The following is a 24,431-nucleotide window of genomic DNA, read 5'->3' as shown; positions in this document are numbered from 1 at the left end:
TGAATAATGAAGTATTTCCACGAACAAATCGAAGCCAAATGGCAACAGTATTGGGCAGAAAACCAAACCTTTGCCGCCAGCAATCATTCTGACAAACCCAAATATTATGTCCTCGACATGTTTCCTTACCCTTCGGGAGCGGGCTTGCACGTAGGGCATCCGCTGGGCTACATTGCTTCTGATATCGTGGCGCGTTTCAAACGTCACAAAGGATTTAACGTGTTGCATCCGCAAGGCTACGATTCGTTTGGCTTGCCTGCCGAGCAGTATGCTATCCAAACGGGGCAGCACCCCGAGAAAACCACCCGCGAAAACATTGCCCGTTACCGCGAACAGTTAGACAAGATTGGGTTCTCGTTTGATTGGAGTCGTGAAGTGCGTACCTCTAATCCTGATTATTACAAACACACCCAGTGGATTTTTATCCAACTGTTCAATTCCTGGTACAATCTGGCTACAGATAAAGCCGAAGATATTTCGGAACTCATCACCATTTTTGAAAAAGCCGGTAATGCCACCGTTCACGCAGTGTGCGATGAGAATACTGAAATCTTTTTCCCGTCCGATTGGAATTCGTATTCCGAAGAAAAGAAACAACAGGTATTGCTACAATACCGTTTAACCTATTTGGCCGAAACCGAAGTCAACTGGTGTCCGGCATTAGGAACCGTGTTGGCCAATGACGAAATCGTCAACGGTGTTTCTGAACGCGGCGGGCATCCGGTGATTCGCAAAAAAATGACCCAATGGTCCATGCGTATTTCCGCCTATGCTGAGCGTTTGTTGCAAGGCTTGGAAACCATCGACTGGAGCGAATCCATCAAAGAATCACAACGCAACTGGATTGGGAAATCAGTCGGCGCGTCAGTAGATTTTAATCTGAAGGATTCCGGCGATCGCATTTCGGTTTTTACCACCCGTCCTGATACCATATTCGGTGTTACGTTCATGACCTTAGCTCCGGAGCACGAACTGGTTTCGCAAATCACTACTCCCGAACAGAAAGCTGCCGTTGAAGCCTATGTGGAAGCTACGGCAAAACGTTCGGAAAGAGAACGTATGGCGGATGTCAAAACCATATCCGGAGTATTTACCGGAGCCTACGCTAAACATCCATTTACGCATGACCTTATTCCGGTTTGGATTGGCGATTACGTGTTAGCCGGTTACGGAACCGGAGCCGTGATGGCCGTACCGTGCGGTGACGAGCGTGATTATGCTTTTGCCAATCATTTCAAAGGACAAAACGGCATGCCTGAAATCAAAAACATTTTCAATCAGGATATTTCGAAGGAAGCTTTTGCCGCCAAAGACGGTTTTGAATTAGTGAATTCTGATTTCCTAAACGGATTGGGCTATAAAGAAGCAACTCAAAAAATCATAGAAGCATTAGAAAAGATTCATCACGGGAAAGGCAAAACCAATTACCGCCTGCGCGATGCCGTATTCTCCCGTCAACGCTATTGGGGGGAACCGTTCCCGGTATATTACGTCAACGGTTTGCCGCAGATGATTGCCGCAGAACATTTGCCTATTGTATTGCCGGAAGTAGAGAAATATTTACCGACCGAAGACGGGCAACCGCCATTGGGCAACGCCACTGAATGGGCTTGGGATACTCATGCTAATCAAGTAGTAAGCAATGATTTGATTGATCACGAAACGGTATTCCCGTTAGAGTTGAACACCATGCCGGGTTGGGCCGGAAGCTCTTGGTATTGGATGCGTTATATGGATGCACACAATGACGGCGAATTTGCCTCAGCCGATGCTTTGAAATACTGGGAAAACGTAGATTTATACATAGGCGGAAGCGAGCACGCGACCGGGCACTTGTTGTACTCGCGTTTTTGGAACAAATTCCTAAAAGATAGAGGCTATGCCCCAACCGAAGAGCCGTTCAAAAAACTGATTAACCAGGGAATGATTCTCGGGATGAGTGCGTTTGTGTATAGAGTTGAATGGAATTATGTATGGTCGGCTTGGGGTGATGCTCCTGAAGGAATGAAGAAAAAAGAATTGCCAACCTTAAGTGAATTCAAGAGAATATTTGTTCCAAAATCGTTTTTTGATAAATTAGGAACATATGTAGAAAAACATCAAGAATCTGATAATCCATACGTTAAAATTATTTCTGAAAAAATTTCAGAGCAGGAGGATTACATGGGTATTTTTAATAGAGATGGATTTGGTGATATATCAAGAGGGTTTGGTTTAGCGATTACTCCTTTACACGTTGATTTATCTGTAATCAACGACATCACTAACGAGTTGGATATCGAAGCGTTCAAAAACCATCCGTTGTATTCGGATTATAAGGATGCCGAATTCATTTTGGAAAACGGCAAATACATTGTAGGTCGCGAAGTTGAGAAAATGTCGAAATCGAAATACAACGTGGTGAACCCGGATGACATTTGTAACGATTACGGAGCGGATACGTTGCGTTTATACGAAATGTTCTTGGGGCCGTTAGAGCAGGCCAAACCATGGAATACCGCCGGAATTACCGGAGTGTCGGGCTTTTTGAAAAAGTTATGGCGACTGTATTTTGACGACAACGGGCTAATCGTGACCAATGACGAGCCTACGGCCGACATGTATAAAACGCTCCACAAAACCATCAAAAAAGTAACCGAGGATATCGAGAATTTCTCGTTCAATACGTCGGTGTCACAGTTTATGATTTGTGTGAACGAATTGGCTTCAATGAAATGCAGCCACCGAAAAATTTTGGAACCGTTAGCCGTAGTGATTTCGCCTTATGCTCCGCATATTGCCGAGGAACTTTGGGCACAATTGGGACACGAAGGGTCTATTGCAACCGTGGCTTTCCCTATCTGTGAAGAAAAATACTTAGTCGAATCGGAAAAAGAATATCCGGTTTCGTTTAACGGTAAAATGCGTTTCACCATCAAATTGCCTTTGGATTTAACCGTAGCCCAAATACAGGAAATTGTATTGGCCGACGAACGCACCATCAAGCAATTAGACGGTAGAACACCGAATAAAGTGATTATCGTACCGGGCAAAGTGATTAACCTGGTAGGATAAACAATTCAATAGGAATAACAACAATCCCAAACTTCAAAAGAGTTTGGGATTTTTTATTTTCTGCCCCTCCGCAACGCACCAAAATGGGTTTTCAAAGCCGTAATCGATTCAAGTGAATCGATTGACCATTTAGATGCGGCTTCCGTCAATGTCAATTAGGCTTCGGAGCGTGTAGTTTAATCTTCTGAGTCCTAAGAATGGTCTTCGTAATGCTTAATTCTATCTTCGTAATGCTATGTTTGAGCATAGTAATATCATTTTGAATCAACTGACGGTGCAGTTCAATCAACTACCGATTGATTTGGAACTTCGGGACTGAAAAACACCCTTTCTGAATGGTTTTGGGTGCCAAATGACAAGCTGTCATTCCTTTAGGTTTGGCGTACAATTTGATGCAACCTAAGAAACAAAAACAAAAAATCATGTTAGGATACTATTTACTCATCGGACTCATTGCTTTGGTAAGTTTTGCTGTGAGTTCCAAACTAAAGAGCAAATTTGAGGAGTACTCACACATTCACCTGCGCAACGGGATGAGTGGTGCCGAAATTGCCACACAAATGCTGCACGACAACGGCATTTATGATGTCAAAGTCATTTCGGTTGAAGGGCAGTTGACTGACCATTACAACCCGGTGAACAAAACGGTCAACCTGAGCGAAGCGGTATACAATCAACGAAACGCAGCCGCTGCCGCCGTAGCCGCCCACGAATGCGGTCATGCCGTGCAGCACGCTAAGGCCTACAATATGTTGCAATTGCGCTCACAGTTGGTGCCCATCGTGAACGTGTCGTCCACGCTTTCGCAATGGTTGATTTTCGGGGGCTTAATCTTAGGGGCCGCGGCTCATATCGGCTTTGGGTTTTACATTGCCGTGATTGGGTTGGTGTTGATGGCGGTAGCTACGGCCTTTAGTTTTATTACCTTACCGGTAGAGTATGATGCCAGCAATAGAGCGTTGGCTTGGCTGAAAAATAAAAACATGTTGAGCCAACAGGAATATGCCGGTGCCGAAGATGCTTTGAAATGGGCTGCCCGCACTTATGTGGTGGCCGCTATAGGAGCCTTGGCTTCACTCTTGTATTGGGCACTTCAGGTTTTTGGTGACAGAAGATAAAAACGAATCCGCTCTTGTAGCGGATTTTTTATGGTTTGAAAAGGATAAGGACTGCTTTAGTAAACCTTTTCGTGCGATATAGTGAATAAGACGTTAAAGCCCTCTTAAAATGGGGGTTTTAGCCTTTTTTTTTGTAGATTCGAACATCATAAATACCACAATAATGATACGATTTTATGCCAATGAAGTGTTTCGGGAAATCGAAACCGATGTTCCTATGAAATTCCGTTACGCCGTCTCCAACAGAGGAAGACTCATTCGCTTTACGAACGAGTTTCGCGATGGTGATGAATTGAAAGGGTCAATATCCGACGGATACAAAGCCTTTAGATACGGAAGAACTAATGAAAATGGGAAAAGAATTTACAAAACCTCTTTTGTGTACAAACTGGTAGCCGAGTTTTTTATTCCGAAAACCTCCGAAGACCAGCAGCACGTAATCCATTTGGATTTCTCCCGCGACAATGATACTGTAGAAAACCTCCGATGGGCTACCTATGACGAAATGATGGAGCACCGAAAAAAGAGTCCCTATGTCATTGAATCCAAGCGTAAGTTGATAGAACACAATTTAAAAGCGGACGGTCGAAAACTGACCACCACCAGTGTGATCCGTTTGAAGAAAATGCTGAACAACCCCGACAGAAAGACCCGCATTAAAATGATCGCCAAGCAATTTGGCATCAGCGAAATGCAGGTGCACCGTATCAAACGCGGTGAAAACTGGGGGCATATTAAGGTATAATTAAAGCTGGATTTGTCGCTCTAACTGTTGTTCGAGAGAAATAAAGGTTTCGGTTCGCGATACCCCTTCAATGGGTTGGATTTTCTTATTGAGCAACTGCATCAGGTGTTCGTTATCACGGCAAATGATTTTGATAAGGATGCTCCAGTTTCCGGTGGTGTAATGACATTCCAACACCTCAGGAATTTTCTTGAGCTCGCGCACGGCGTCTGAATTGCTGGAAGCTTTATCCAGATAAATACCGATAAAGGCCATGGTTTTGTAGCCCAATACTTTGTTGTCTATCACAAATTTAGAGCCGGCAATCACACCGGCTTCTTCCAGTTTGCGCAACCGTTGGTGGATGGCAGCACCCGAAATGCCGATTTTATTGGCAATCTGAAGGATAGGTTTGCGGGCATCTTCCATCAGGTCACGGAGGATTTCTTTGTCTATACCATCAATTTCTATTTGTAATTGGTTTATTTTCATGTAATTAGTTTTTTAAGAACAATAAAACAAGCTAAAGCTTGTATACCTCAAGCCCACCGGGCTTGCTCCTTTTAATTTCAAATCATCAATTTCTATTTGTAATTGGTTTATCTTCATATTTATTATCTTTAAAGTAAAAATAACAATTTACTTTTAACTTATAACAAAAAAACCGAAATCGGTTAAGATTTCGGTTTTCTTTTTTTGTTGCTTTTTAGGTTAATTCCCCATCAATTTATCGGGATTGTAACCTACATAAGGCATTTCGGTTTCTTTGAAAATCACCCCAAATTCTTCGAGTTCTTTCAGTATCGGTTCGTACACTTCTTTGCGAATCGGCAATTGTACGCCCGGTGTTTTGATGTTGCCGTTCAGGATTTGCAAAGTGGCCATGGCTACCGGTAAACCTACGGTTTTGGCCATAGCCGTATAGGTTTGGTCATCGCCTATGCACACCATTTTGGAATCAATTTGTTTTTTTTCACCGTTGATTTCATACCCAAATTTGTGGTACATGACAATCATGTCTTTGTCATCAGGTTGTAAGGTCCAGCTGTCATTTAAGATACGCTCCAGGATTTGAGCCGGTGTGGCATTTTTAAGGCCTACTTTTTTATTTGGGTTGAACAAGTCGAGTTCTAACAATTTGTCCCACATAATATCATCCTGTTCAATACCCAATTGCAAACGGGTTTTGATTTCTACCGAATCGGTTGGGGAATAAGGAAGAAACAGGTTGATAAAATCGCGGTAGCTCAGATTTTCGGAATCATCTAAAATATAAGTGTCATCGGTCATGCCCAGTTGCACAAACATGTTCCAAGCCTTGGAAAACCCAACACGACGAATGGTGCCGCGGTATACGGTCAACGCATCGTCTAAGCCGTAAACACTTCTGTATTTCAAAGAATCGCGATTGGCATATCCTTCAAATTTTCCGTAACCTTCAACGTATAAAAACTCTGTTCTGCGGAACAATTTGTGGTATGGGATGTACTTGTATTTCCCTTCCTGAATGAACTTGGCAGCTCCGCCTTGTCCGGCCAATACCACGTTGCGCGGTGCCCAGGTAAATTTGTAATTCCAAAGATTGTCATCGCTTTCCGGGGCTACCAGTCCGCCACAGAACGATTCAAATAAAATCATTTTACCGCCTTTGGCTTCAATTTCATGAATCACTTTCATGGCACTCATGTGGTCAATGCCCGGGTCGAGTCCGATTTCGTTCATAAAGATTAAGCCGTTGGCTTTTACATCGGCATCCAGACTTTGCATGGCATCAGAGACATAAGAAGCGGTGACCATGTTTTTTTTGAAAGTCACACAGTCTTTAGCGACTTCGATATGCATGTGAGCCGGCAACATAGAGATGACAATATCCGCTTTTTGAATTTCGCTTTGGCGTTGTGTCACATTGTTTATGTCTAAAGCGATAGCGGTAGCATTCGGATGATTGTTGGTTTTGCGTTGGGCCAATTCTAAAGACAAATCGCCTATGGTCAGATGTAAATTTTCCTGAGTGGATTTGTTTAACAGGTATTGTATCAGGGAAGATGCCGAACGTCCGGCTCCTATGATTAAAATATTTCTCATGCGTTTGTTTGTTGGTGGTAGCAAATGTATGAATTTGATTCAAACAAAAAGCCCATCGTTTCGGATGAGCTTTTGACTTATTCTAAGCCTTCGATTTCTTCAAGTTCTTTTTTGGCTTCTTTATTATTTTCTATTTTTTGTTCTTCAAATTGTTTGTCTTTGGCCACTTCATCTTTAATTAGTAGTGTTTTTCCAAGAACAAAGGCTGAGCAAAGAACGCCTGTGAACAGCAATATTTTTGGCAGTCTTTTTTGACGATCTTCTGATTTTGTGAGCAATAATAAGCTAAACAGTATTGCCAATCCGATAGGCAAAAAGGCCAAAGTATCCATAGGCAAGACGGAGAAAATCAAAGCCAAAACGGTAAAGACAATTGCTGCAATTAAAAACAGTTTTCTCATAATTTTTTCAGATTAAATTCCGCTGGCAGAGGTTAGTACCAATTGTCCTGTACCTACAGGAATACTGAATTTCAATAAAGCCGGAATTTTTTTGGCATCGGCCGTCAGCCAAATCAGGTTTTTATCTTTCCCGCGCAAAGCATCGGTTTTGGCGCCAATAGAAATTTTATAACATTCTTTTTTGCCCAAATTACCGGCACTTACGGTCTCTCTCCCCATGAATTTAATGGTCACCGGGATTTGTTTTTCGTCAAAAACAATCATTAATGTTTGGGTTTGACCTTCTTTGAATTTACTGAAATCCAAGGTTCTCACTTTGTAAAACATAGAGATGACATCCTGAGTGGAACCGCCAATTGTAAAGGTTTTTTGGGATTCGGGTCTCTTTCTTTTTTTAACGGTACTGTTTACCGTGTTGTTTTTGAAAATGTATTTTTCTTTTTTGGTCCATCCGCCTTCATCAATGCTTCTTTTGTACAAACTGGGTCTGAGACTCACAGGGTCTACATAGGTTTCATAAATATCTCTGATTTTGAAAAACGAATCCCATTTGCTGTAGGTTGATAATTCACAGCTCAAATGCAAATACGAATTTTTGGCAGTGGCCACTGTTTCTGTGGTCATGGTTACCTGAGCCAATTGGGTCATTAATCCGCTCATGTTATAGGAGCCGGCAAACACAAATTTTTCTCCTGATTTTATGGTTTGACTGTTTGCAGTAGTAAATAAACCGGAAATGAATATTGAACAAAGGATAAAGAGTATCTTTCTCATGATAGAATTATAAAGGTGCAAATATAAAATTTTTAAAACGGTTGAAATACCAAAAGAAACGTGAAATTTCTTTATTCGTAAACAGATAACGGATAAATTTGTGATTTTGTATACTAAACTTAAACCAATGGAAACAAAAATACTACGCACTGCGGCTTTATTCGGAATGACAGCGATAATTTTGGGAGCTTTCGGGGCTCATGCTTTAAAAAAAGTTTTAACAATCGAGGAACTTGCCACCTTTGAAACGGGCGTAAAATACCAGATGTATCATGCATTGTTTTTGTTGTTTTTGGGACTCAACTCGTTCCTTGATGAAAAAGCCAAAAAAATGATTTTTCGATTGGTTGTTTTTGGAGTATTTTTCTTCTCAGGGTCTATCTATTTGCTGGCTACTAAAACATTAACCGGCTTTGATTTTAAACCTTTCGGTATTGTAACTCCAATTGGAGGCGCCTTGCTGATAGCGGCTTGGGGCGTTTTCTTTTGGCAAATTGGCAAAAAGAGAGCATAATATTTTCAACAAAAAAAACGGTTTCTGCAATTTAATTTTTACCTTTGTAGCCTGATTTATAAAACAACACAAACTAATTTCTATGGAGAACTACGCTCAAATTACGAAATCGATTTCGTTGGACAAATACGGAATCAAAAACGTTAACGAAATTATCCACAATCCTTCTTTCGAAAAATTATACAACGACGAACTAGATCCCAATTTGGTAGGCTATGAAAAAGGCCAACTTTCTGAATTAGGAGCAGTGAATGTAATGACCGGTGTTTTTACCGGAAGATCACCAAAAGATAAATACATCGTTAAAGACAGCGTTACCGAGAACACTATTTGGTGGACTTCGGATAAGGCAGTAAATGACAACAAGCCTATTACCCAAAATACCTGGGAGGCTTTAAAAGAAACTACCGTTGAACAACTTTCCGGCAAAAAATTGTATGTGGTAGACGCTTTTTGTGGCGCCAATGAAAATACGCGATTGAAAGTGCGTTTTATTATGGAAGTGGCATGGCAGGCACATTTTGTGACTAATATGTTTATCCGTCCAACAGAAGCCGAGTTGGAAAATTTTGGAGAGCCTGATTTTATTGTAATGAACGGTTCTAAAACATCATTCAAAGACTATGCGTCTCATGGCTTAAATTCTGAAGTATACATTGCGTTTAATTTAACTGAAAAAATGCAGTTAATCGGAGGAACTTGGTACGGTGGAGAAATGAAGAAAGGAATGTTCTCCATGATGAACTATTATTTGCCATTACAAGGCATTGCTTCAATGCACTGTTCCGCCAATAAAGGAAAAGACGGCGACGTTGCTGTGTTCTTCGGCTTGTCCGGAACAGGAAAAACGACTTTGTCTACAGATCCGAAACGTGAATTAATCGGTGATGATGAGCACGGTTGGGATGACGAAGGAGTATTCAATTTTGAAGGCGGATGTTATGCCAAAACCATTGATTTGAGTAAAGAAAATGAACCGGATATTTACGGAGCCATCAAAAGAGATGCTTTGTTGGAAAACGTAACGCTTGATGCTAACGGGATTATTGATTTTACAGATGGTTCTGTTACGCAAAACACGAGGGTTTCCTATCCGATTTATCATATTCATAATATTGTAAAACCAATTTCCAAAGCAGGGCACGCGACCAAAGTGATTTTCTTAACTGCTGATGCTTTTGGTGTGATGCCGCCGGTTTCTAAATTAACTCCGGAACAAACCAAATACTATTTCCTTTCCGGATTCACGGCAAAATTAGCCGGAACAGAAAGAGGAGTTACTCAGCCGGAACCAACATTTTCCGCTTGTTTTGGGAAAGCATTTTTATCATTGCACCCAACCAAATACGGAGAAGAATTGGTAAAGAAAATGGAACAGCACAATGCAACAGCTTATATGGTTAATACGGGCTGGAACGGTACCGGAAAACGTATTTCGATTAAAGATACACGTGCGATTATTGATGCAATTTTAGACGGTTCGATTGAAAAAGCGGAAACCAAAACGGTTCCGGTGTTTAATTTGACTGTACCTACGGCATTACATGATGTGAATCCGTCTATTTTAGATCCGAGAGACACCTATGCTGATGCTTCTGAATGGAATGTTAAAGCTGAAGATTTAGCGTCACGTTTCATCAAAAACTTTGCGCAATATACCGATAATGAAGAAGGACAAAGCTTGGTAAAAGCAGGTCCTCAATTATAACAAACAAAACCCGACCAAAACGAAAAAGCCATTCAATTTGAATGGCTTTTTTTATGTTGTTATCTTATATTTTATTTTCCTTTATTGGCGTCTGCGATGTACTTTTCCAAAGCCATGGTCATGGATGGAGTTTCAGGTGTCGGGGCCAAAATGTCAATACGTAATCCGTGTTCCAATGCTTCTTTCTGCGTAGTACTGCCAAATACGGCAATACGCGTGTTATTTTGCTTGAAGTCGGGGAAGTTTTTGAACAATGATTTGATTCCTGTTGGGCTAAAGAAAGCTAAAACGTCATAATACACATCGGCTAAATCAGACAAGTCGCTCATTACGGTTTTATAAAAAGTCGCTTGTGTCCAGTCTACTTTTAAATTGTTCAGTGTTTGTGGGACGTCATAATTTAATTGGTCAGAAGCCGGTAAAAGGAATTTTTCTTCTTTGTATTTTTTGATGAGCGGAGACAAATCAACAAAGTCTTTTTGACCCACATATATTTTGCGTTTGCGGTAAACCACATACTTTTGTAAGTAAAAAGCAATGGCTTCAGATTGGCAAAAATATTTCAAATCTTCAGGTACTTTATAACGCATTTCTTCTGCTACTCTAAAGAAATGATCCACCGAATTTCGACTTGTTAGTATAATCGCTGTAAAGTTATTCAGGTCAATTTTTTGAGCCCTTACGTCTTTTGCACTTACACCTTCGACATGTATAAATGATCGGAAATCAATTTTTACCTTATGCTTTTGCTGTAATTCAAAGTAAGGTGAATTTTCCACCTTTGGTTCTGGTTGTGACACCAAAATTGTTTTCACTTTCAAATTTGACATTTTAATGTGCTAAATTTTTTGTAATCAAATAATATATAAAATAGTAGGGCGCTATTTCGAGTGCGCAAAGATACAAAATAAAATAAAACAACTTGCTCAATAGCAAATTTTGATAAATCTTCAGAGAAACCAAATAAGTATACATGTTAATTGCTAAAATCACAGCGATAATGCAAAAAATAAGAATATTTGATGAAGAATTGTTATAAAATAAATAGATGTTTACCGGAAGCAGCAGCAATGCGATAAAGGTTCGGTAACTTACTTTCTGTAAATTGAGTTGTTCGGTGAATTCTTCAATGTTGAAAGTAGTAGCTACAATTTTTTCGATTAAAAATTTTGAAAGCACAAATACACCAAAAAAAGTGAATATCCGGATAAAAAGAACCCAATCCGTTTTGGAAACATACCCAAAATGACTGAGTGCAATTTGAATAAAAAAGGAAAAAGAGATTACCTGAACAATAAATAAAAGAATGGTAAATCCGCTCATTAAGTGCGAGGTGTCTTTATAAACTTTGATGTATTTGTCTGAAACTAAAATGCGCAGAAAGTCATTGAAGCGGGTTTCAAAAGCAGTTCGGGTGACAGCGATTAAAATAAAAGCCAAAATAAATAAATAAGTAGCCCAGTCTTTGGGTTCCAAAACGCGCGGTTGTAAAACGGTTTCTATCATAATCCCGACAAAATTACTAATTTTTTATTTGTTAAATTATTATATAATTATTAAGATGAGGCTCTGATAAAAAGTTTATTTTTGCAATGAAGTTTGACTGTATTTTATGACCGACGGCATTGTAATTATTCCTACCTATAACGAAATTGAAAATATCGAAAGTATTATTCGAGCTGTTTTTTCTTTACCAAAATCTTTTCACGTTTTAATTGTTGACGATAATTCGCCTGATAAAACGGGAGACAAGGTGATGGAATTGCAGCGGGAATTCCCGGACCAACTGTTTTTGTCGGTCAGAAAGAAAAAGTCAGGACTAGGAACAGCTTATGTTCACGGTTTTAAATGGGCATTGAAGCAAAATTATGACTACATTTTCGAGATGGATGCTGATTTTTCGCACAATCCAAATGATTTGGAAAAGTTATATGACTGTTGTGTTAAGGATGGAGCAGATTTAGCTATAGGTTCTCGCTATGTCACGGGAGTAAATGTGGTCAATTGGCCGTTAAGCCGTGTGTTGCTTTCGTATTTTGCTTCGGTATATGTGCGAATGATTACCGGTATGAAAATCATGGACGCCACCGCCGGATTTATTTGTTACCATCGGGAGGTGCTCGAAAAAATAAGTTTAGACAAAATTAAATTTATTGGTTATGCTTTTCAAATAGAGATGAAATACAGAGCATTTTCCAAAAATTTTAAGATCAAAGAAGTGCCTGTGATTTTTACTGACCGAACCAAAGGACAATCTAAAATGAGCGGAGCCATTATCAAAGAAGCCATATTTGGGGTTATCGCTTTGCGATTCAGAAAATTTTTCAACCGATTATAATTTAGAAAATATGAACACCGTTTTAATTAAGAATGCCAAAATTGTAAATGAAGGAAAGATTGTTGAAGGCGATGTTTTGATTGAAAACGAATTTATAGTTGAAATTGCCGAAAGCATCAGTCCCAAATCAGTTGATTGCAAAATTATTGATGCGGAAGGGAACTATCTTATTCCCGGAGCCATTGACGATCAGGTGCATTTTCGAGAGCCTGGTTTAACGCACAAAGGCGATATCGCATCCGAAAGTCGTGCAGCTGTTGCCGGCGGAATTACGTCTTTTATAGAACAACCCAACACCGTCCCGAACGCAGTTACTCAGGAAATTTTAGAAGAGAAATATCAAATAGCCGCCCGAACTTCTTTTGCCAATTATTCATTCATGATGGGCGGCACCAATGATAATTTAGATGAAATTCTGAAAACCAATCCCAAGAATGTTGCCGGAATCAAATTGTTTTTAGGCTCTTCCACCGGAAATATGTTGGTGGATAACCAAGAAACGTTGGAAAAAATATTCTCCTCGACAAAAATGCTGATCGCTGTGCATTGTGAAGATGAAGCAACGATAAAAGCGAATTTGGAGCGATACAAATTGCAATTTGGAGAAGACATACCTGTAGAATTCCACCATTTGATACGCAGCGAAGAAGCTTGCTATTTGTCCTCTTCGAAAGCGATTGCCTTAGCCCGGAAGACAGGAGCCCGTTTGCATATTTTCCATCTTTCTACAGCCAAAGAAATGGAATTGTTTACCAACAAAATTCCGTTAGAAGAAAAACAAATTACGGCAGAAGTTTGTGTGCATCACTTATGGTTTTCGGATGAAGATTATAAAACAAAAGGCAATCTTATTAAATGGAATCCGGCGGTAAAAACAGCATCGGACCGCAGTGCTTTGTGGGAGGCATTATTGGATGATCGCATTGATGTTATTGCTACTGACCATGCGCCCCATACTTTGGAAGAAAAACAGCAATCCTATTTAAAAGCACCTTCAGGAGGACCTTTGGTACAACATGCTGTTGTGGCTATGTTTGAAGCCAATCACCAAGGAAAAATTTCTGTAGAGAAGATAGTGGAAAAAATGTGTCACAATCCGGCTAAGATTTTCAAAATTGAAAAGCGTGGTTTTATCAAAGAAGGATATTATGCTGATTTGGTAATTGTAAACCCGAGCATGCCTTGGAATGTTACTAAGGAAAATATACTGTATAAATGTGGTTGGTCACCGTTTGAAGGATATTCTTTTAAATCGAGAATCACACATACTTTTGTGAATGGAGAATTGGTTTATCAAAATTTTAAAGTAAAAGAAACTCCGGTTGGACAGCGCCTGCTTTTTGACAGATAAAATACTGCCAGATGAAAAAAATTATAACACTATTCGGATTGCTCTTCTTGATAATAAGCTGCAACTCTAAAGGAATTGAAAAACCAAAAAACCTGATAGATAAAGATAAGATGGTTAACATTTTGTATGACCTGTCCTTACTTCAGGCTATTAAATCTCAGAATGTTGGAGGCGGAATCGAAAATAAAGAAGCCAATGAATACCTCTTTAAAAAATATAATATTGACAGCATTCAGTTGGCCGAAAGCAATAAATATTATGCTTCTGATATGGAAGAATACAAAAAAATGTATGAAGAGGTTAAGTCGAGATTGGAAGAGGAAACTCAAAAATCCGGCGGGGCTACTACAACCCCGAGCGGAACTCCTGTTTTGTCTGATGCTCCGCAAGTACAGTAATTAATTGCTTTGTAGAGAAATAACTTCTTTAATAACCGAACGAATGCTTTGGAATTCAAAATTGAAAGTGGTTGCAATTTTTTGATTGGAAATAGTTTCGGATGAGGTTAGTGCATTGGCACTGTATTTTGATAATTTTCTTTTACGATTAAGAAAAGTGGCTAAGAACCAATCCAATCGCCAAGCCAAAGACAACATCCAGGGTTTTGCTTCGCGTTGTGGTTTTCTGACGTTCAAGTTTTCAGCGATCTCAAAAATAACTTCTTTAAAAGTGAGATTTTCAGCAACTAAAGTGTAGCGTTCCCCCACTTTGTTATTTTCCATTAATCGAATCATGATTCTTACGACATCTGTAATCCCCACAAATCCGGTAGTTCCATTGGTGTAAAACGGCAGTCTTTCTTTTACCGAAGTGAAAAAAGCTCCACTTCCTTGTTCCCAAAAACCAGGGCCAAAAATAATTCCAGGATTTACTACAATTACATTTAAACCTTCCTGTTGGCCCCGCCAAACTTCCATTTCGGCTCCGTATTTTGAGATGGCATAATCGCTGTGGTAGGCTTCCGGATTCCATTCGGTGGTTTCTGTTATTTCTTTTTCCTGTGGCGCCAAGTCGCCTAAAGCGGCTATGGAGCTGACATGACAAAGACGAGAAACAGATTTGGCCAAACAGAGATTCACAATATTTGCAGTGCCTTCAATATTAGTTTTTCGGAGTTTTTCTTCATCGGCCGGATCATAGGAAATTAATCCGGCACAGTGGTAGACAAACTGAATGCCTTCAAAGGCTTTTTCTAAAGCAGGAATGTCGTTGATATCAGCTTGAACCCACTCAATACAATCAAACTGATTGTGTTTTTGATACAAGATGAAGAGGTCTTTGGTTTTTTGAATGCTATTCGTTTGACGGTATGTTGCACGGATTTGCTGCTCATTTTCGGTTAAATGCAGCAATAAATGGGCGCCTACTAAACCTGTTCCACCTGTGACTAATATCATAGGTGCGAATTTACGAATTCCGAATTAGGATTAGCTATTTTTTGTTGGCTAACGAGTCAAAAGATTTGATAGTAAAAGGAGAGCTGCCATTGGCAGTCGGATTTTTAATTTGATTTAGCATAGAATAACCTGAACAATGGCCCCGATTAAAGCAAGCTACCTTGTAGCACGGAAAGCGGGGGCAAGTGCCCTAAAAAAAGAAATGTCACGCTCCTAAAATTCCCAATTCTGTTTATCTTTGCGCTCATTAGAATAATTACAAAATGAGGAATTTAGTAGCAGAATTGCAATGGCGTGGCTTGGTGCACGACATTATGCCCGGAACCGAAGAACAACTTTTAAAAGAAATGACTACGACCTACATTGGGTTTGACCCCACAAGTGATTCGTTGCATATTGGGAGCTTGGTGCCGATTATTTTGTTGGTGCATTTGGAGAAATTCGGTCATAAACCTATTGCTTTGGTAGGTGGTGCCACAGGTATGATTGGCGATCCGTCTGGAAAATCAGATGAGAGAAACCTTTTGGATGAAGCTACTTTGGAGCATAATGTGGCGGGTATCAAAGCAGTGTTGTCGCGTTTTTTGGATTTCAATTCTACGGCAGCCAATGCGCCGATTTTGGTCAACAATTACGATTGGATGAAAGATTTTTCGTTTATCAATTTTGCACGTGATGTGGGCAAACGAATCACGGTAAATTATATGATGGCTAAAGATTCGGTAAAGAAACGATTGAGCGGTGAAAGCGGAGAGGGAATGAGTTTTACCGAGTTTACATACCAATTGATTCAGGGGTATGATTTTCACCATTTATACAAAACACACCATTGCTTGTTGCAAATGGGAGGTTCTGATCAGTGGGGGAACATTACCACAGGAACGGAATTAGTACGCAGAATGAACGGCGACGGAGCTAAGGCTTATGCGATGACCTGTCCATTAATTACAAAGGCTGACGGTTCTAAATTCGGGAAGTCTGAAGGAGGAAATGTTTGGTTGACTGCGGATAAAACTTCGGTATACAAGTTTTACCAGTTTTGGTTGAATATTACCGATGTGGATGCCGAGAAATACATTAAGATTTTTACGTTTCTGGATAAAGAAACCATAGATGAATTAATTGCAGAGCATCATGAAGCTCCGCATTTGCGAGTGCTGCAAAAGCGCTTGGCTGCTGAAGTGACAACTTTTGTTCACGGAGCGGAAGAGTTAGAGAAAGCGATTTTTGCATCAGGTGCATTTTTTAGCCCAACGATGGATGACTTGAAGAAGCTGGATATCAAAACCTTTTTGGAAGTGTTCGAAGGTGTGCCTCAAGCTGAAGTTGCTAAGGGAGATGTTGAAGCGGGTATGGATATGATAGCGGCGCTTTCGGCTAAGACAGGATTCTTAGCCTCAAACAGCGATGCCCGTCGTGAGCTGCAACAGAATTCCATTTCGTTGAATAAAGAAAAAGTAGCGGCTGACTATAGCATCACTCCGAAAGACCTAATCAACAATCAGTTTTTGATGTTACAAAAAGGGAAAAAGAACTATTATTTGATAAGGGTTATATAACCATCAGGTTACAACCCCGAATGTCAGAGTTATCAAAGCGACCCAATATTTCGAAAGAGTTATTGGGTTGTTTTTTGCCCAAATCCTGCGTAGCAATAAAAGAACAGGAATTGATATTTGCCAAATCAATGATATTGACGCCGCCTGTTTTACCATAATCAACATAAGTCAAAGCATCTTCAGGGTCGCGAATGAGGATTTGCATCCAGGCCGGACATTCAAAAGTGCCGTTGCCCAAAGAATAAGCCTGTGAAAGAAGTTCCGTCATGCCATATTCAGAATGAATACTGCTTACTCCAAAACCTTTGCAGAGGATGTTGTGTAATTCTTCACGAATCATTTCTTTACGTTTGCCTTTCATACCACCGGTTTCCATGATGACGGTGTTTTTAAGTTGAAAGCTTTGTCGTTCTATCAAATCCAACAGCGCATAAGTCACACCAATCAGAATTACATTTTGTCCGGAGCTATCCAGTTCAATGAGTTTAGTGATTAATGCATCATAATCGTTCAAATAAAACCCACTGTGCTCATTGTTGGACAATTCGATTAGGTCCTTGACCATATAAATTAATGACGAGCCTTCTCTTTCCAAATAGGAAGGGAGCAAGGCTAAAACGGCATAGTCTTCAATATTTCCATAAAATTCTGAAAAGGCTAAGCGATAACTTTGTTCGTATAAAGAAACATCTGTTACTAAATGTTTGCTGGTAATCATTCCGGTTGTGCCACTACTGGTAAAGGTTTCCTGAATGGCATCAGAATTAGAAACAACATTGTGGCTTTTGAAAAACTGTATTGGGAGAAACGGAATTGCTTCCAATGATTTTATTTTCTGTTTATCCACATTCAGAAAGTCACAAAATTCTCGATAGACCTTATTGTTTTCGTGTTGGTGACGAAAAACTTTCAATGCGATTTTTTCAAACTGCTTTTGAGAAGAGATGGTAAATATGTCTTGAGAATTGATCAAGGAATTATTTTTTGGCAAAAGTAAGGAAAATAAAAAAAGCCCTGACTTTCATCAGAGCTTTTAAGTATGTTAAAGAAATGATTATTTAATAACCAATTTTCGGGTAGCAGTTTTACCTTCTTCAGTAATTTTTACTACATACACACCTGCATTTAATGAGCTAACATTAATAGCATTGTCAGCAGTAGTAGCGTTCAAGACTTGTTTTCCTAAAACATCATAAATGGTCACAACTTTAGTAGCGTTAGCAGTCGTTTCAATGAATAAAGTTCCGTGAGAAACTGGGTTAGGATATACTTTTAATCCAGTGATGTTGTTTTGAGCAACGGCTAACAATCCACCGATGGAGTCAGCAATTCTTAACTCATCAAATGTAATTGATGGAGTAGTTGTGTTTGAATCTTGTCTTAAAATAAACCCGCCTAAATCAGTTATTGCAGCTGTAGGAGTGCTTGTTAAAGTCGCTGGTGTTGATGCGTTTAAAGTTGATAAGTCTGGGTTAATCCATGCACTCAAAGTGTTTGCTGTAAAATCATATCCCACAACTACAAGAACTACATCGCCTGGATTTCTTAAGGTTGCATCGTAGTTTGTAGTTGTTGATGCAGCATCAAGACCTAATTGGTATTGACCTGAAGTAACTTTGGTAAAAATTCTGGCTTTGTATCCTTTAGCAGGATCGGTTAAACCTGCAAAATAAGTTTCAGGAACAGTAGCAGTAACGTTAGTTAAATCAGTAACATTAACTAAAAATGAAGCGTAAATGTTTCCTGAAGTAGTGCTGGTAAAAGGAGTGAAGCAATCAATTCCGGTTCCTGAGAAAGTAACTGAATTACCAGAAGAAGTAAGTCCAGTGTAGTTTAAACTTCCGGCTGCAGCTACGATGTCGTCTCCTGAGTTCACATTGGTCCATTTTTGTTGTGATCCTAATGTAGCACCAGTGCTGTATGGGAAGCTTTCGCTGTATGGTAAAGTATTGATTGGTTTACATTCCGGTGAGTTTGCGTTTGTGCTTAAATTGCATGTGCCTCCTGTTACTGTAGCGGAAAAGTTTGTTCCTTCTGCTACTCCAGAAATGGTGATGTTACCTGCGGCAACGGTAGAAGGGTTGTCTCCACCGATAGTTCCTGAAGAAGGTGTTATGGTATATGTTGCATTTCCACCTCCTGTGTAAGGAATGGTAACGGTATAAGTATCAATACCGGTAGTTGAAGCATCACACAAAGTTGTTGGCGTTCCTAAAGCAAGAGTACAAGAAGCAGATACATTGCTCAATTTAATGTCATCTAATCTGTTGTTTTTTGGAGTTGCCAAATTTTGGGTGAATCTCAAAGATAAAGTTGTTGTAGAAGGAATCGTATTTCCCGGGATAGTCACTAAACTCCATCCTGTTGCTCCCGGAGTATAAGTGATAGGTGTCCAGGTTGTACCCCCGTTTGAGCTGAATTCTAATGTTAATGTGTTAGCCACGTTTCCATCAGCATTATATCCAAAACTTAATTGTATGTCAGCCGTATTGTAAGCTGAAGTATTTATGCCGTCAATTTGAAAATACTCGGCTGCGGTATTTACTAATACGTTTCCGCTTCCGGAAGCTCCTGTGTAACCTGATGATACAGAAGTGCTTCTGACATCAGCTGTTCCTGAGTATACAATAGGAGAAGTGTTTTGCCAACCGGTATATGCTGTCACTAATGTGGTAGCAGCCGGTGTTCCCATGTTTTCAGAATAAAACGTCTGTGCAAATGACACAGAAGTCATTACTAAAAGTAATAAAGAGTAAATTTTTTTCATTTTTTTAAATTTAATTAGCCTACAAATATAATCACAAATTTTCTTTGCAGAAAAAAAGAATGTAAAAAAATGATTAAATAAAGATTAAAAAACTAAAAGTTCAACTATCTGACAATTAGTTTTCTAGTGGCGGTTGAGTCGCCTTCGGTAATTTTGATGATATAAACTCCCGGAGGTATGGAAGCAATACTCAATTCGCGTGAAGAAATGGTAGTTTGCAACACTTTTTTTCCTAAAACATCAAAAATCAAAATCTCTTTGTCTAAGCTGGTTTTTGAGGTAATGTAAATCTTTCCGTTGTTCACAGGATTTGGATAAAAACCTAAGGCATCATTCCCTTGTTGTTTTCCATCCTGCGCCAAAGCGGAGAAAGAAAACAATAATATAAGGAGTGTGATATTAAAGTAGTTTTTAGCCATGAGATTTATTTGGTTGTAACAAAGATATAAAATTTATTTCAAATACTATACCAAAAAATATCCCTCAAATTACAATTGAGGGATATTTTAACATATTCTAACTTAATTGTTTATTGGATAAGGTTTACACTTCCCACGGTAGCCCAAGCTCCGGTAGTCAGTAAAGCGCCTGTTGCAGTGGTACCGGTAGTGTATTGTCCGGCCGGAAAACTGATAGAAAAACTGGCGTTCAGAGGAGCTCCGATTTCGTTGTCTGTATTGGTAAACGTAATGTTAGTCAGTTTAATTTTTGAACCGTTCACCTGATTGGTGTTAGTGGTGGCATCTTGAATTTTAACTATATTAGCCGGATATAATATAGATCCTTCAGTATAGTTTTTGTATCCATCAATGATGATATTACTGAAATCACCATTGCCTTCTCTTTTAAACTGAAAAGCATCAACTTGTACATCTCCAACTGCTTCTGGAGTACACCCAGGAGCTCTTTTCAGAGTGATATTTGTAATTACCGGCCAATAATCGTTATTTTGAGCCGAAGCCTCGATTTCCATTCCGTAGTTTCCTTTGGTTACCTGATAGGCATACCAGTTGGAATTGTTTTGCCCCTGCCATCCGTCTTGCCAGTCAAAAGCATCATCATAATTTCCGTAAGAAATAGCATTAGTCATGCTCACGGTTCCACCAAAGAACTCGAACCCGTCATCTGCTCCTTTGTAGGATACCAAGTGATCCAAAATGGTTCCTGAACCACAAGAATAAAAAGTAAATCCATTGTTTTCTTTAGTTCCGTCAGCCAGTTTTGACCCGGCATATTCTACACGAACATATTTTAAAGAGCCTCCATTGTGCAATGGATTGTTTCCGCCATATTGTTGTACGTTTCCGTCTTCAGACATTAAACTGGTCAATCCTCCGGCACCGTGGATAGGAGCATCACCATACATAATAATTCCACCCCAAGATCCCGGAATTCCGGAAGCTTCTGTAAAAATAACCGGTTGGGATGAAGTTCCGTTCACGATTAATTTTCCGCCGTTTAACACCACCAAAGCATTATCTCCGGTAGCTTTGTTACAGGTAATGGTTGAACCAGCCTCAAAAGTCAACGTCGCTCCGGGTGCTACTTTTACAATTCCTTTCAAAGTATAATTCCCGAATTCAAAAGTTTTGTCAGTAGTATAGGTTCCTGAGATTTCGCCCGAAGCGGGTTGCGTTACTGTGATAGTATCGTTGTCACTAATAGTGCAACTGGTAAAAACAGTGCTTAAAAGGATTAAGCTCAATACAATTTTTTTCATTTTCATTTATTTTAATTAATGTGTTGTTTTTTGTTTTATTAAAAGGTGTAAGAAAAACTCAAAGAGAAACCAACGCCTTTTTTATAGGCTTCATAGGTGCGTGAATTTGCAACGAAATTGATCAGGCTGGTATCGTTGTTTTTTCCTAATTCATATTTTCTTGTTGGGTTTAGGATATTGTTTACGCCAAATTTCAAGGCATATTTTTCAGATATTTTACTGTTCCAAACAAAGTCTAATTGTTGGAAAGGCAATTCATAAATATGGTCGTAGCCCAATGATCCCACACTGTAAATTCGTTTTCCAAAAACACCATACACCAAAGAAACTGTGTTGCTCCATTTTTCGCTGAATTCAAATTGGTATTTTAAATCGGAATTGATTAACCATTTAGAAGCACCCTGCAATTCTCTGTTTTTATGCGTTTCTGCATCCGAACTCGCGGTTACTTTTGAATTCATTAAGGTCGCATTTAAACCTAAGGAGAAATTAGACAAGCTTTTATTTAATCGGGCTAAATCCAAAATACCTTCCATTTCAATTCCGTATAAATCGGCTTTGTCTGAATTTAAGAACGTGGTGATAAACCCACCGGCTTCTCCTCTGAAAGTTCTTTCAATAGGATTATCCAAATGTTTGGCAAAAGCACCAATGACAAAAAGTTCCTTGTTTGTCGGGAAAAATTCATATTTCAAATCGGTATTGATGTTGTCACTGTTTATCAAATCAGGGTTTCCTTGAACAATGGTGCCGTCTCCGTTGATATAGGATATTGGGATAATCTCCATAATTACCGGTTTGGTGAAATTTTTAGAGGCGGCAAATCGAATGTTGGCTCTTTCTGTTGCGGCATATTTCACATTTATCGAAGGGAGTACGTAGTCTTTGTCGGTTTTCAATTTATCGTAAGGCGCTGAGAAATTTCCCAATGGGCGGTATCGGATATCACGGTTGAATTTTTCAAAACGAAGTCCGCCGTTTATCTCCCATTTATCTCCGAATTTTAACAGCAAATTCGCGTAGGCTGAGTTGCTGTTTTCTACCATTTTTGTTTTGTAGTTGGAGGTAGAACTTTCTAAATAAGAATAAACACCATTTTCAAGGTCAATATTCATCTGATCGTCAAGACTATTCAAAGGTTGATTAATGATACCTGCCCCATCCGTTTTAATAAAGCGATAAGTGGTTTTGGTATACCCTCCGTTTCCGTTGTATCCCAAAGCAAGATTGTTTTGTTTTTTCCCGAATTTCAAATTGTATTCTAAAAATCCGGAAGCAAAGACATCACCCGAAACATCTAAGTACTGGCGTAAAAAGTTGTTAGCACCATAACTAATGGCAACATTCTCGCCCTGAATACCTCCTTTGAAAATTTTTCTATCGGGTTGTTTGTAGCTGGTTTTTGCCATCGAAATTCCTCCTTTCAAGGATTGAGACTTATCTTCTTTAAGGTGCAACTCGCCTAATAATTGAGAGTTCAGGTAGTCGGATTGTTCAAACTGGTTGGTTCTCACAATTACATTGTGATTGTCCAAATTGTTATCGAAAGCACCTACCTGGTCTTGGATTAAATTGTCTGTCGAACGCAGGTAAAAAGTATTTGAGGTAAGATTGAATCGGCTGGCTTTGTAATTTAAGCTCAACAAGGAGGCTACCGATGTTTTATAGTGGCTTTCCGTTTTGATGGCATTATTATTAAAATCACCATTAATGTTAAAAGTGTTGTCAGGCCCTTTGGTTTGCGTATAGCTGTTATCCGCATTGATTGACAACAAATACGAGAAAGACTGGTCGTTTTTGAATTTGAACTTTTCTGAATGTAATAGTCCAATACTAGTGTTTAACGGACTTTTGGTCTCATCAACATTCCAGCCCGATTTGAAACCTTCTTGAGCCTGGGCTACAGTTAGTTGTTGACCCGTTGGAACACTGGTAATAACACTTGGCAAACTTCTGTCGCGACCGGTTAACCCGAGAAAACCTTTAGTTGAATTCGCATCTTTGGAAAGTGAAAAAGAATGCAGGTTGTTGTCAGTTGTATATCCCAAACCAATACTTAATTTGGTTTGACTGCTTACGTTTTTAGTAGTCGCTACGTTAAAAGTCGCTCCGGCAAAATCACCCGAAATACTCGGGTTAAAGGTTTTGTATACATCAATTACCCCAACAATATCAGTAGAAAACATGTCCAATGGGATGATTTTTCGGTATGGGTTATTCGAAGGCACGGCCAAATCATTCACCAATAAGTTGTTGTACCGGTCTTCTAATCCGCGAACAAAAATCCCGCGGGAGCCTACTTTGCTGATTCCGGTGATTTTGGTCAATCCCTGTTCTACATTGCTAACGCCTTTTCTGGACATTTCCTGCGCTCCGATACTTTGTTTGATTTCGGTAGCTTTTTTCTGTTCCAGTAACAAAGCGGTTTCCTTTTCCCGGTTTGAAGTATTTTGGACCACTACATCTTTTAGCTGGTAGTTTCCTGAGCCTAATGCTTTATTCAGTACTATGGTTTCACCGGCTTTTACTTCCACTTTTTCCTCTATGGTTTCATAACCCAAAAAGCTGAATTGAATGGTATAACTACCGGCAGCTAAGCTCAGCGTATATTTTCCGGTTGCGTCAGTAGTGACTCCGATAGTAGTGCCTTTAATTACTACATTAGCAAAAGGCAAGGTTTCATTATTCAAATCTTTGTCTGTTATCGTTCCGGTAATGGTTCCTTTGTTTTGAGCAAAAGCAAAAACGGTCAGCAATAAGAATGTAATAACTAATTTAAATTTCATTTTTTGTTGTGTTTAATTTTGGGGCAAAGTAACTACCGTTGTGTAAAGGTCACGTTACTCCATTATTACCATTTTGTTCGATTAGTATTACCAAATTGTTAACATATTAAATTACCGTTAACTCGAATTTTACAC

The 24,431-nt window shown here is 39.4% G+C and carries 21 protein-coding genes; 9 read left to right on the top strand and 12 right to left on the bottom strand.

What is annotated here, in order from left to right:
• The first annotated feature begins 6 nt into the window (after window positions 1-6).
• The 3 genes from ACSVH6_RS00995 to ACSVH6_RS00985 all read left to right on the top strand — a co-directional run bounded on the left by ACSVH6_RS00995 (window position 7) and on the right by ACSVH6_RS00985 (window position 4,917).
• Window positions 7-3,054, top strand: coding sequence for a leucine--tRNA ligase (locus ACSVH6_RS00995; protein WP_438074665.1), 3,048 nt, complete (start codon window positions 7-9; stop codon window positions 3,052-3,054).
• A 422-nt stretch (window positions 3,055-3,476) separates the two neighbouring features.
• A complete protein-coding gene (locus tag ACSVH6_RS00990) occupies window positions 3,477-4,172 on the top strand; it encodes a zinc metallopeptidase (RefSeq protein WP_438074664.1) in 696 nt (231 codons plus the stop codon).
• Between the two features lie 163 nt (window positions 4,173-4,335).
• The gene (locus ACSVH6_RS00985) at window positions 4,336-4,917 is read left to right on the top strand and encodes an NUMOD4 domain-containing protein (RefSeq protein ID WP_438074662.1); all 582 of its coding nucleotides are present in this window, start codon (window positions 4,336-4,338) and stop codon (window positions 4,915-4,917) included.
• On the opposite strand, the gene ACSVH6_RS00980 is transcribed toward ACSVH6_RS00985, so the two are convergent.
• The 4 genes from ACSVH6_RS00980 to ACSVH6_RS00965 all read right to left on the bottom strand — a co-directional run bounded on the left by ACSVH6_RS00980 (window position 4,918) and on the right by ACSVH6_RS00965 (window position 8,156).
• Entirely contained in the window at window positions 4,918-5,388 is a 471-nt protein-coding gene (locus ACSVH6_RS00980) for an Lrp/AsnC family transcriptional regulator (RefSeq protein ID WP_438074660.1), read from the bottom strand.
• Between the two features lie 219 nt (window positions 5,389-5,607).
• A complete protein-coding gene (locus ACSVH6_RS00975; protein ID WP_438074658.1) occupies window positions 5,608-6,981 on the bottom strand; it encodes a saccharopine dehydrogenase family protein in 1,374 nt (457 codons plus the stop codon).
• A gap of 77 nt (window positions 6,982-7,058) precedes the next feature.
• Window positions 7,059-7,382 carry a hypothetical protein gene (locus ACSVH6_RS00970; protein WP_438074656.1) on the bottom strand — a complete coding sequence of 108 codons (324 nt, stop codon included), beginning with the start codon at window positions 7,380-7,382 and terminating at the stop codon, window positions 7,059-7,061.
• Between the two features lie 12 nt (window positions 7,383-7,394).
• Window positions 7,395-8,156: a DUF3108 domain-containing protein gene (locus ACSVH6_RS00965; RefSeq protein WP_438074654.1), complete on the bottom strand. Its 762-nt coding sequence runs from the start codon at window positions 8,154-8,156 to the stop codon at window positions 7,395-7,397.
• 127 nt (window positions 8,157-8,283) lie between these two features.
• Here ACSVH6_RS00965 and ACSVH6_RS00960 point away from each other — a divergent pair, with 127 nt between their 5' ends.
• Both ACSVH6_RS00960 and pckA read left to right on the top strand, forming a co-directional pair.
• The gene (locus ACSVH6_RS00960) at window positions 8,284-8,670 is read left to right on the top strand and encodes a DUF423 domain-containing protein (protein WP_438074652.1); all 387 of its coding nucleotides are present in this window, start codon (window positions 8,284-8,286) and stop codon (window positions 8,668-8,670) included.
• Between the two features lie 82 nt (window positions 8,671-8,752).
• Window positions 8,753-10,378: a phosphoenolpyruvate carboxykinase (ATP) gene (pckA, locus tag ACSVH6_RS00955; RefSeq protein WP_438074650.1), complete on the top strand. Its 1,626-nt coding sequence runs from the start codon at window positions 8,753-8,755 to the stop codon at window positions 10,376-10,378.
• 71 nt (window positions 10,379-10,449) lie between these two features.
• On the opposite strand, the gene ACSVH6_RS00950 is transcribed toward pckA, so the two are convergent.
• Window positions 10,450-11,199 (bottom strand): uroporphyrinogen-III synthase, encoded by a 750-nt coding sequence (locus ACSVH6_RS00950; RefSeq protein ID WP_131475235.1) that lies wholly within the window; start codon window positions 11,197-11,199, stop codon window positions 10,450-10,452.
• A 10-nt stretch (window positions 11,200-11,209) separates the two neighbouring features.
• A complete protein-coding gene (locus tag ACSVH6_RS00945; RefSeq protein ID WP_438074648.1) occupies window positions 11,210-11,884 on the bottom strand; it encodes a DUF4271 domain-containing protein in 675 nt (224 codons plus the stop codon).
• Window positions 11,885-11,990: 106 nt separating this feature from the next.
• On the opposite strand from ACSVH6_RS00945, the gene ACSVH6_RS00940 reads away from it, so the two are divergent.
• The 3 genes from ACSVH6_RS00940 to ACSVH6_RS00930 are packed head-to-tail and all read left to right on the top strand — an operon-like array spanning window position 11,991 to window position 14,465.
• A complete protein-coding gene (locus ACSVH6_RS00940) occupies window positions 11,991-12,716 on the top strand; it encodes a polyprenol monophosphomannose synthase (RefSeq protein WP_438074647.1) in 726 nt (241 codons plus the stop codon).
• Between the two features lie 10 nt (window positions 12,717-12,726).
• Window positions 12,727-14,067 carry a dihydroorotase gene (locus tag ACSVH6_RS00935; protein WP_438074645.1) on the top strand — a complete coding sequence of 447 codons (1,341 nt, stop codon included), beginning with the start codon at window positions 12,727-12,729 and terminating at the stop codon, window positions 14,065-14,067.
• Between the two features lie 11 nt (window positions 14,068-14,078).
• Window positions 14,079-14,465, top strand: a complete 387-nt coding sequence (locus tag ACSVH6_RS00930) for a DUF4296 domain-containing protein (RefSeq protein WP_438074644.1) — start codon at window positions 14,079-14,081, stop codon at window positions 14,463-14,465.
• Here the strand turns inward: ACSVH6_RS00930 and ACSVH6_RS00925 are convergent, their stop codons facing one another.
• Window positions 14,466-15,464: an NAD-dependent epimerase/dehydratase family protein gene (locus tag ACSVH6_RS00925; protein ID WP_438074643.1), complete on the bottom strand. Its 999-nt coding sequence runs from the start codon at window positions 15,462-15,464 to the stop codon at window positions 14,466-14,468.
• Window positions 15,465-15,727: 263 nt separating this feature from the next.
• Between ACSVH6_RS00925 and tyrS the strand changes: the two genes are divergently transcribed.
• Window positions 15,728-17,023: a tyrosine--tRNA ligase gene (gene tyrS / locus ACSVH6_RS00920; RefSeq protein ID WP_438074642.1), complete on the top strand. Its 1,296-nt coding sequence runs from the start codon at window positions 15,728-15,730 to the stop codon at window positions 17,021-17,023.
• On the opposite strand, the gene ACSVH6_RS00915 is transcribed toward tyrS, so the two are convergent.
• The 5 genes from ACSVH6_RS00915 to ACSVH6_RS00895 form a co-directional block, all read right to left on the bottom strand.
• A complete protein-coding gene (locus ACSVH6_RS00915) occupies window positions 17,016-17,996 on the bottom strand; it encodes an acyl transferase (protein WP_438074641.1) in 981 nt (326 codons plus the stop codon). The genes tyrS and ACSVH6_RS00915 overlap by 8 nt on opposite strands.
• Before the next feature lie 81 nt (window positions 17,997-18,077).
• Window positions 18,078-19,790, bottom strand: coding sequence for a T9SS type A sorting domain-containing protein (locus ACSVH6_RS00910; protein WP_438074640.1), 1,713 nt, complete (start codon window positions 19,788-19,790; stop codon window positions 18,078-18,080).
• A gap of 104 nt (window positions 19,791-19,894) precedes the next feature.
• On the bottom strand, window positions 19,895-20,209 hold the full coding sequence (locus ACSVH6_RS00905; protein WP_438074639.1) for a T9SS type A sorting domain-containing protein: 315 nt from the start codon (window positions 20,207-20,209) through the stop codon (window positions 19,895-19,897).
• 110 nt (window positions 20,210-20,319) lie between these two features.
• Window positions 20,320-21,510, bottom strand: a complete 1,191-nt coding sequence (locus ACSVH6_RS00900; RefSeq protein WP_438074638.1) for a hypothetical protein — start codon at window positions 21,508-21,510, stop codon at window positions 20,320-20,322.
• 38 nt (window positions 21,511-21,548) lie between these two features.
• Window positions 21,549-24,296 (bottom strand): TonB-dependent receptor domain-containing protein, encoded by a 2,748-nt coding sequence (locus tag ACSVH6_RS00895; RefSeq protein WP_438074637.1) that lies wholly within the window; start codon window positions 24,294-24,296, stop codon window positions 21,549-21,551.
• Between the last annotated feature and the right edge of the window lie 135 nt (window positions 24,297-24,431).

The organism is Flavobacterium sp. XGLA_31 (genome assembly GCF_051547105.1).
Taxonomy (GTDB): Bacteria; Bacteroidota; Bacteroidia; order Flavobacteriales; family Flavobacteriaceae; genus Flavobacterium.
The sequence above is the reverse complement of the archived record's forward strand: the minus strand, read 5'-3'. Positions and strand labels throughout refer to the sequence as shown.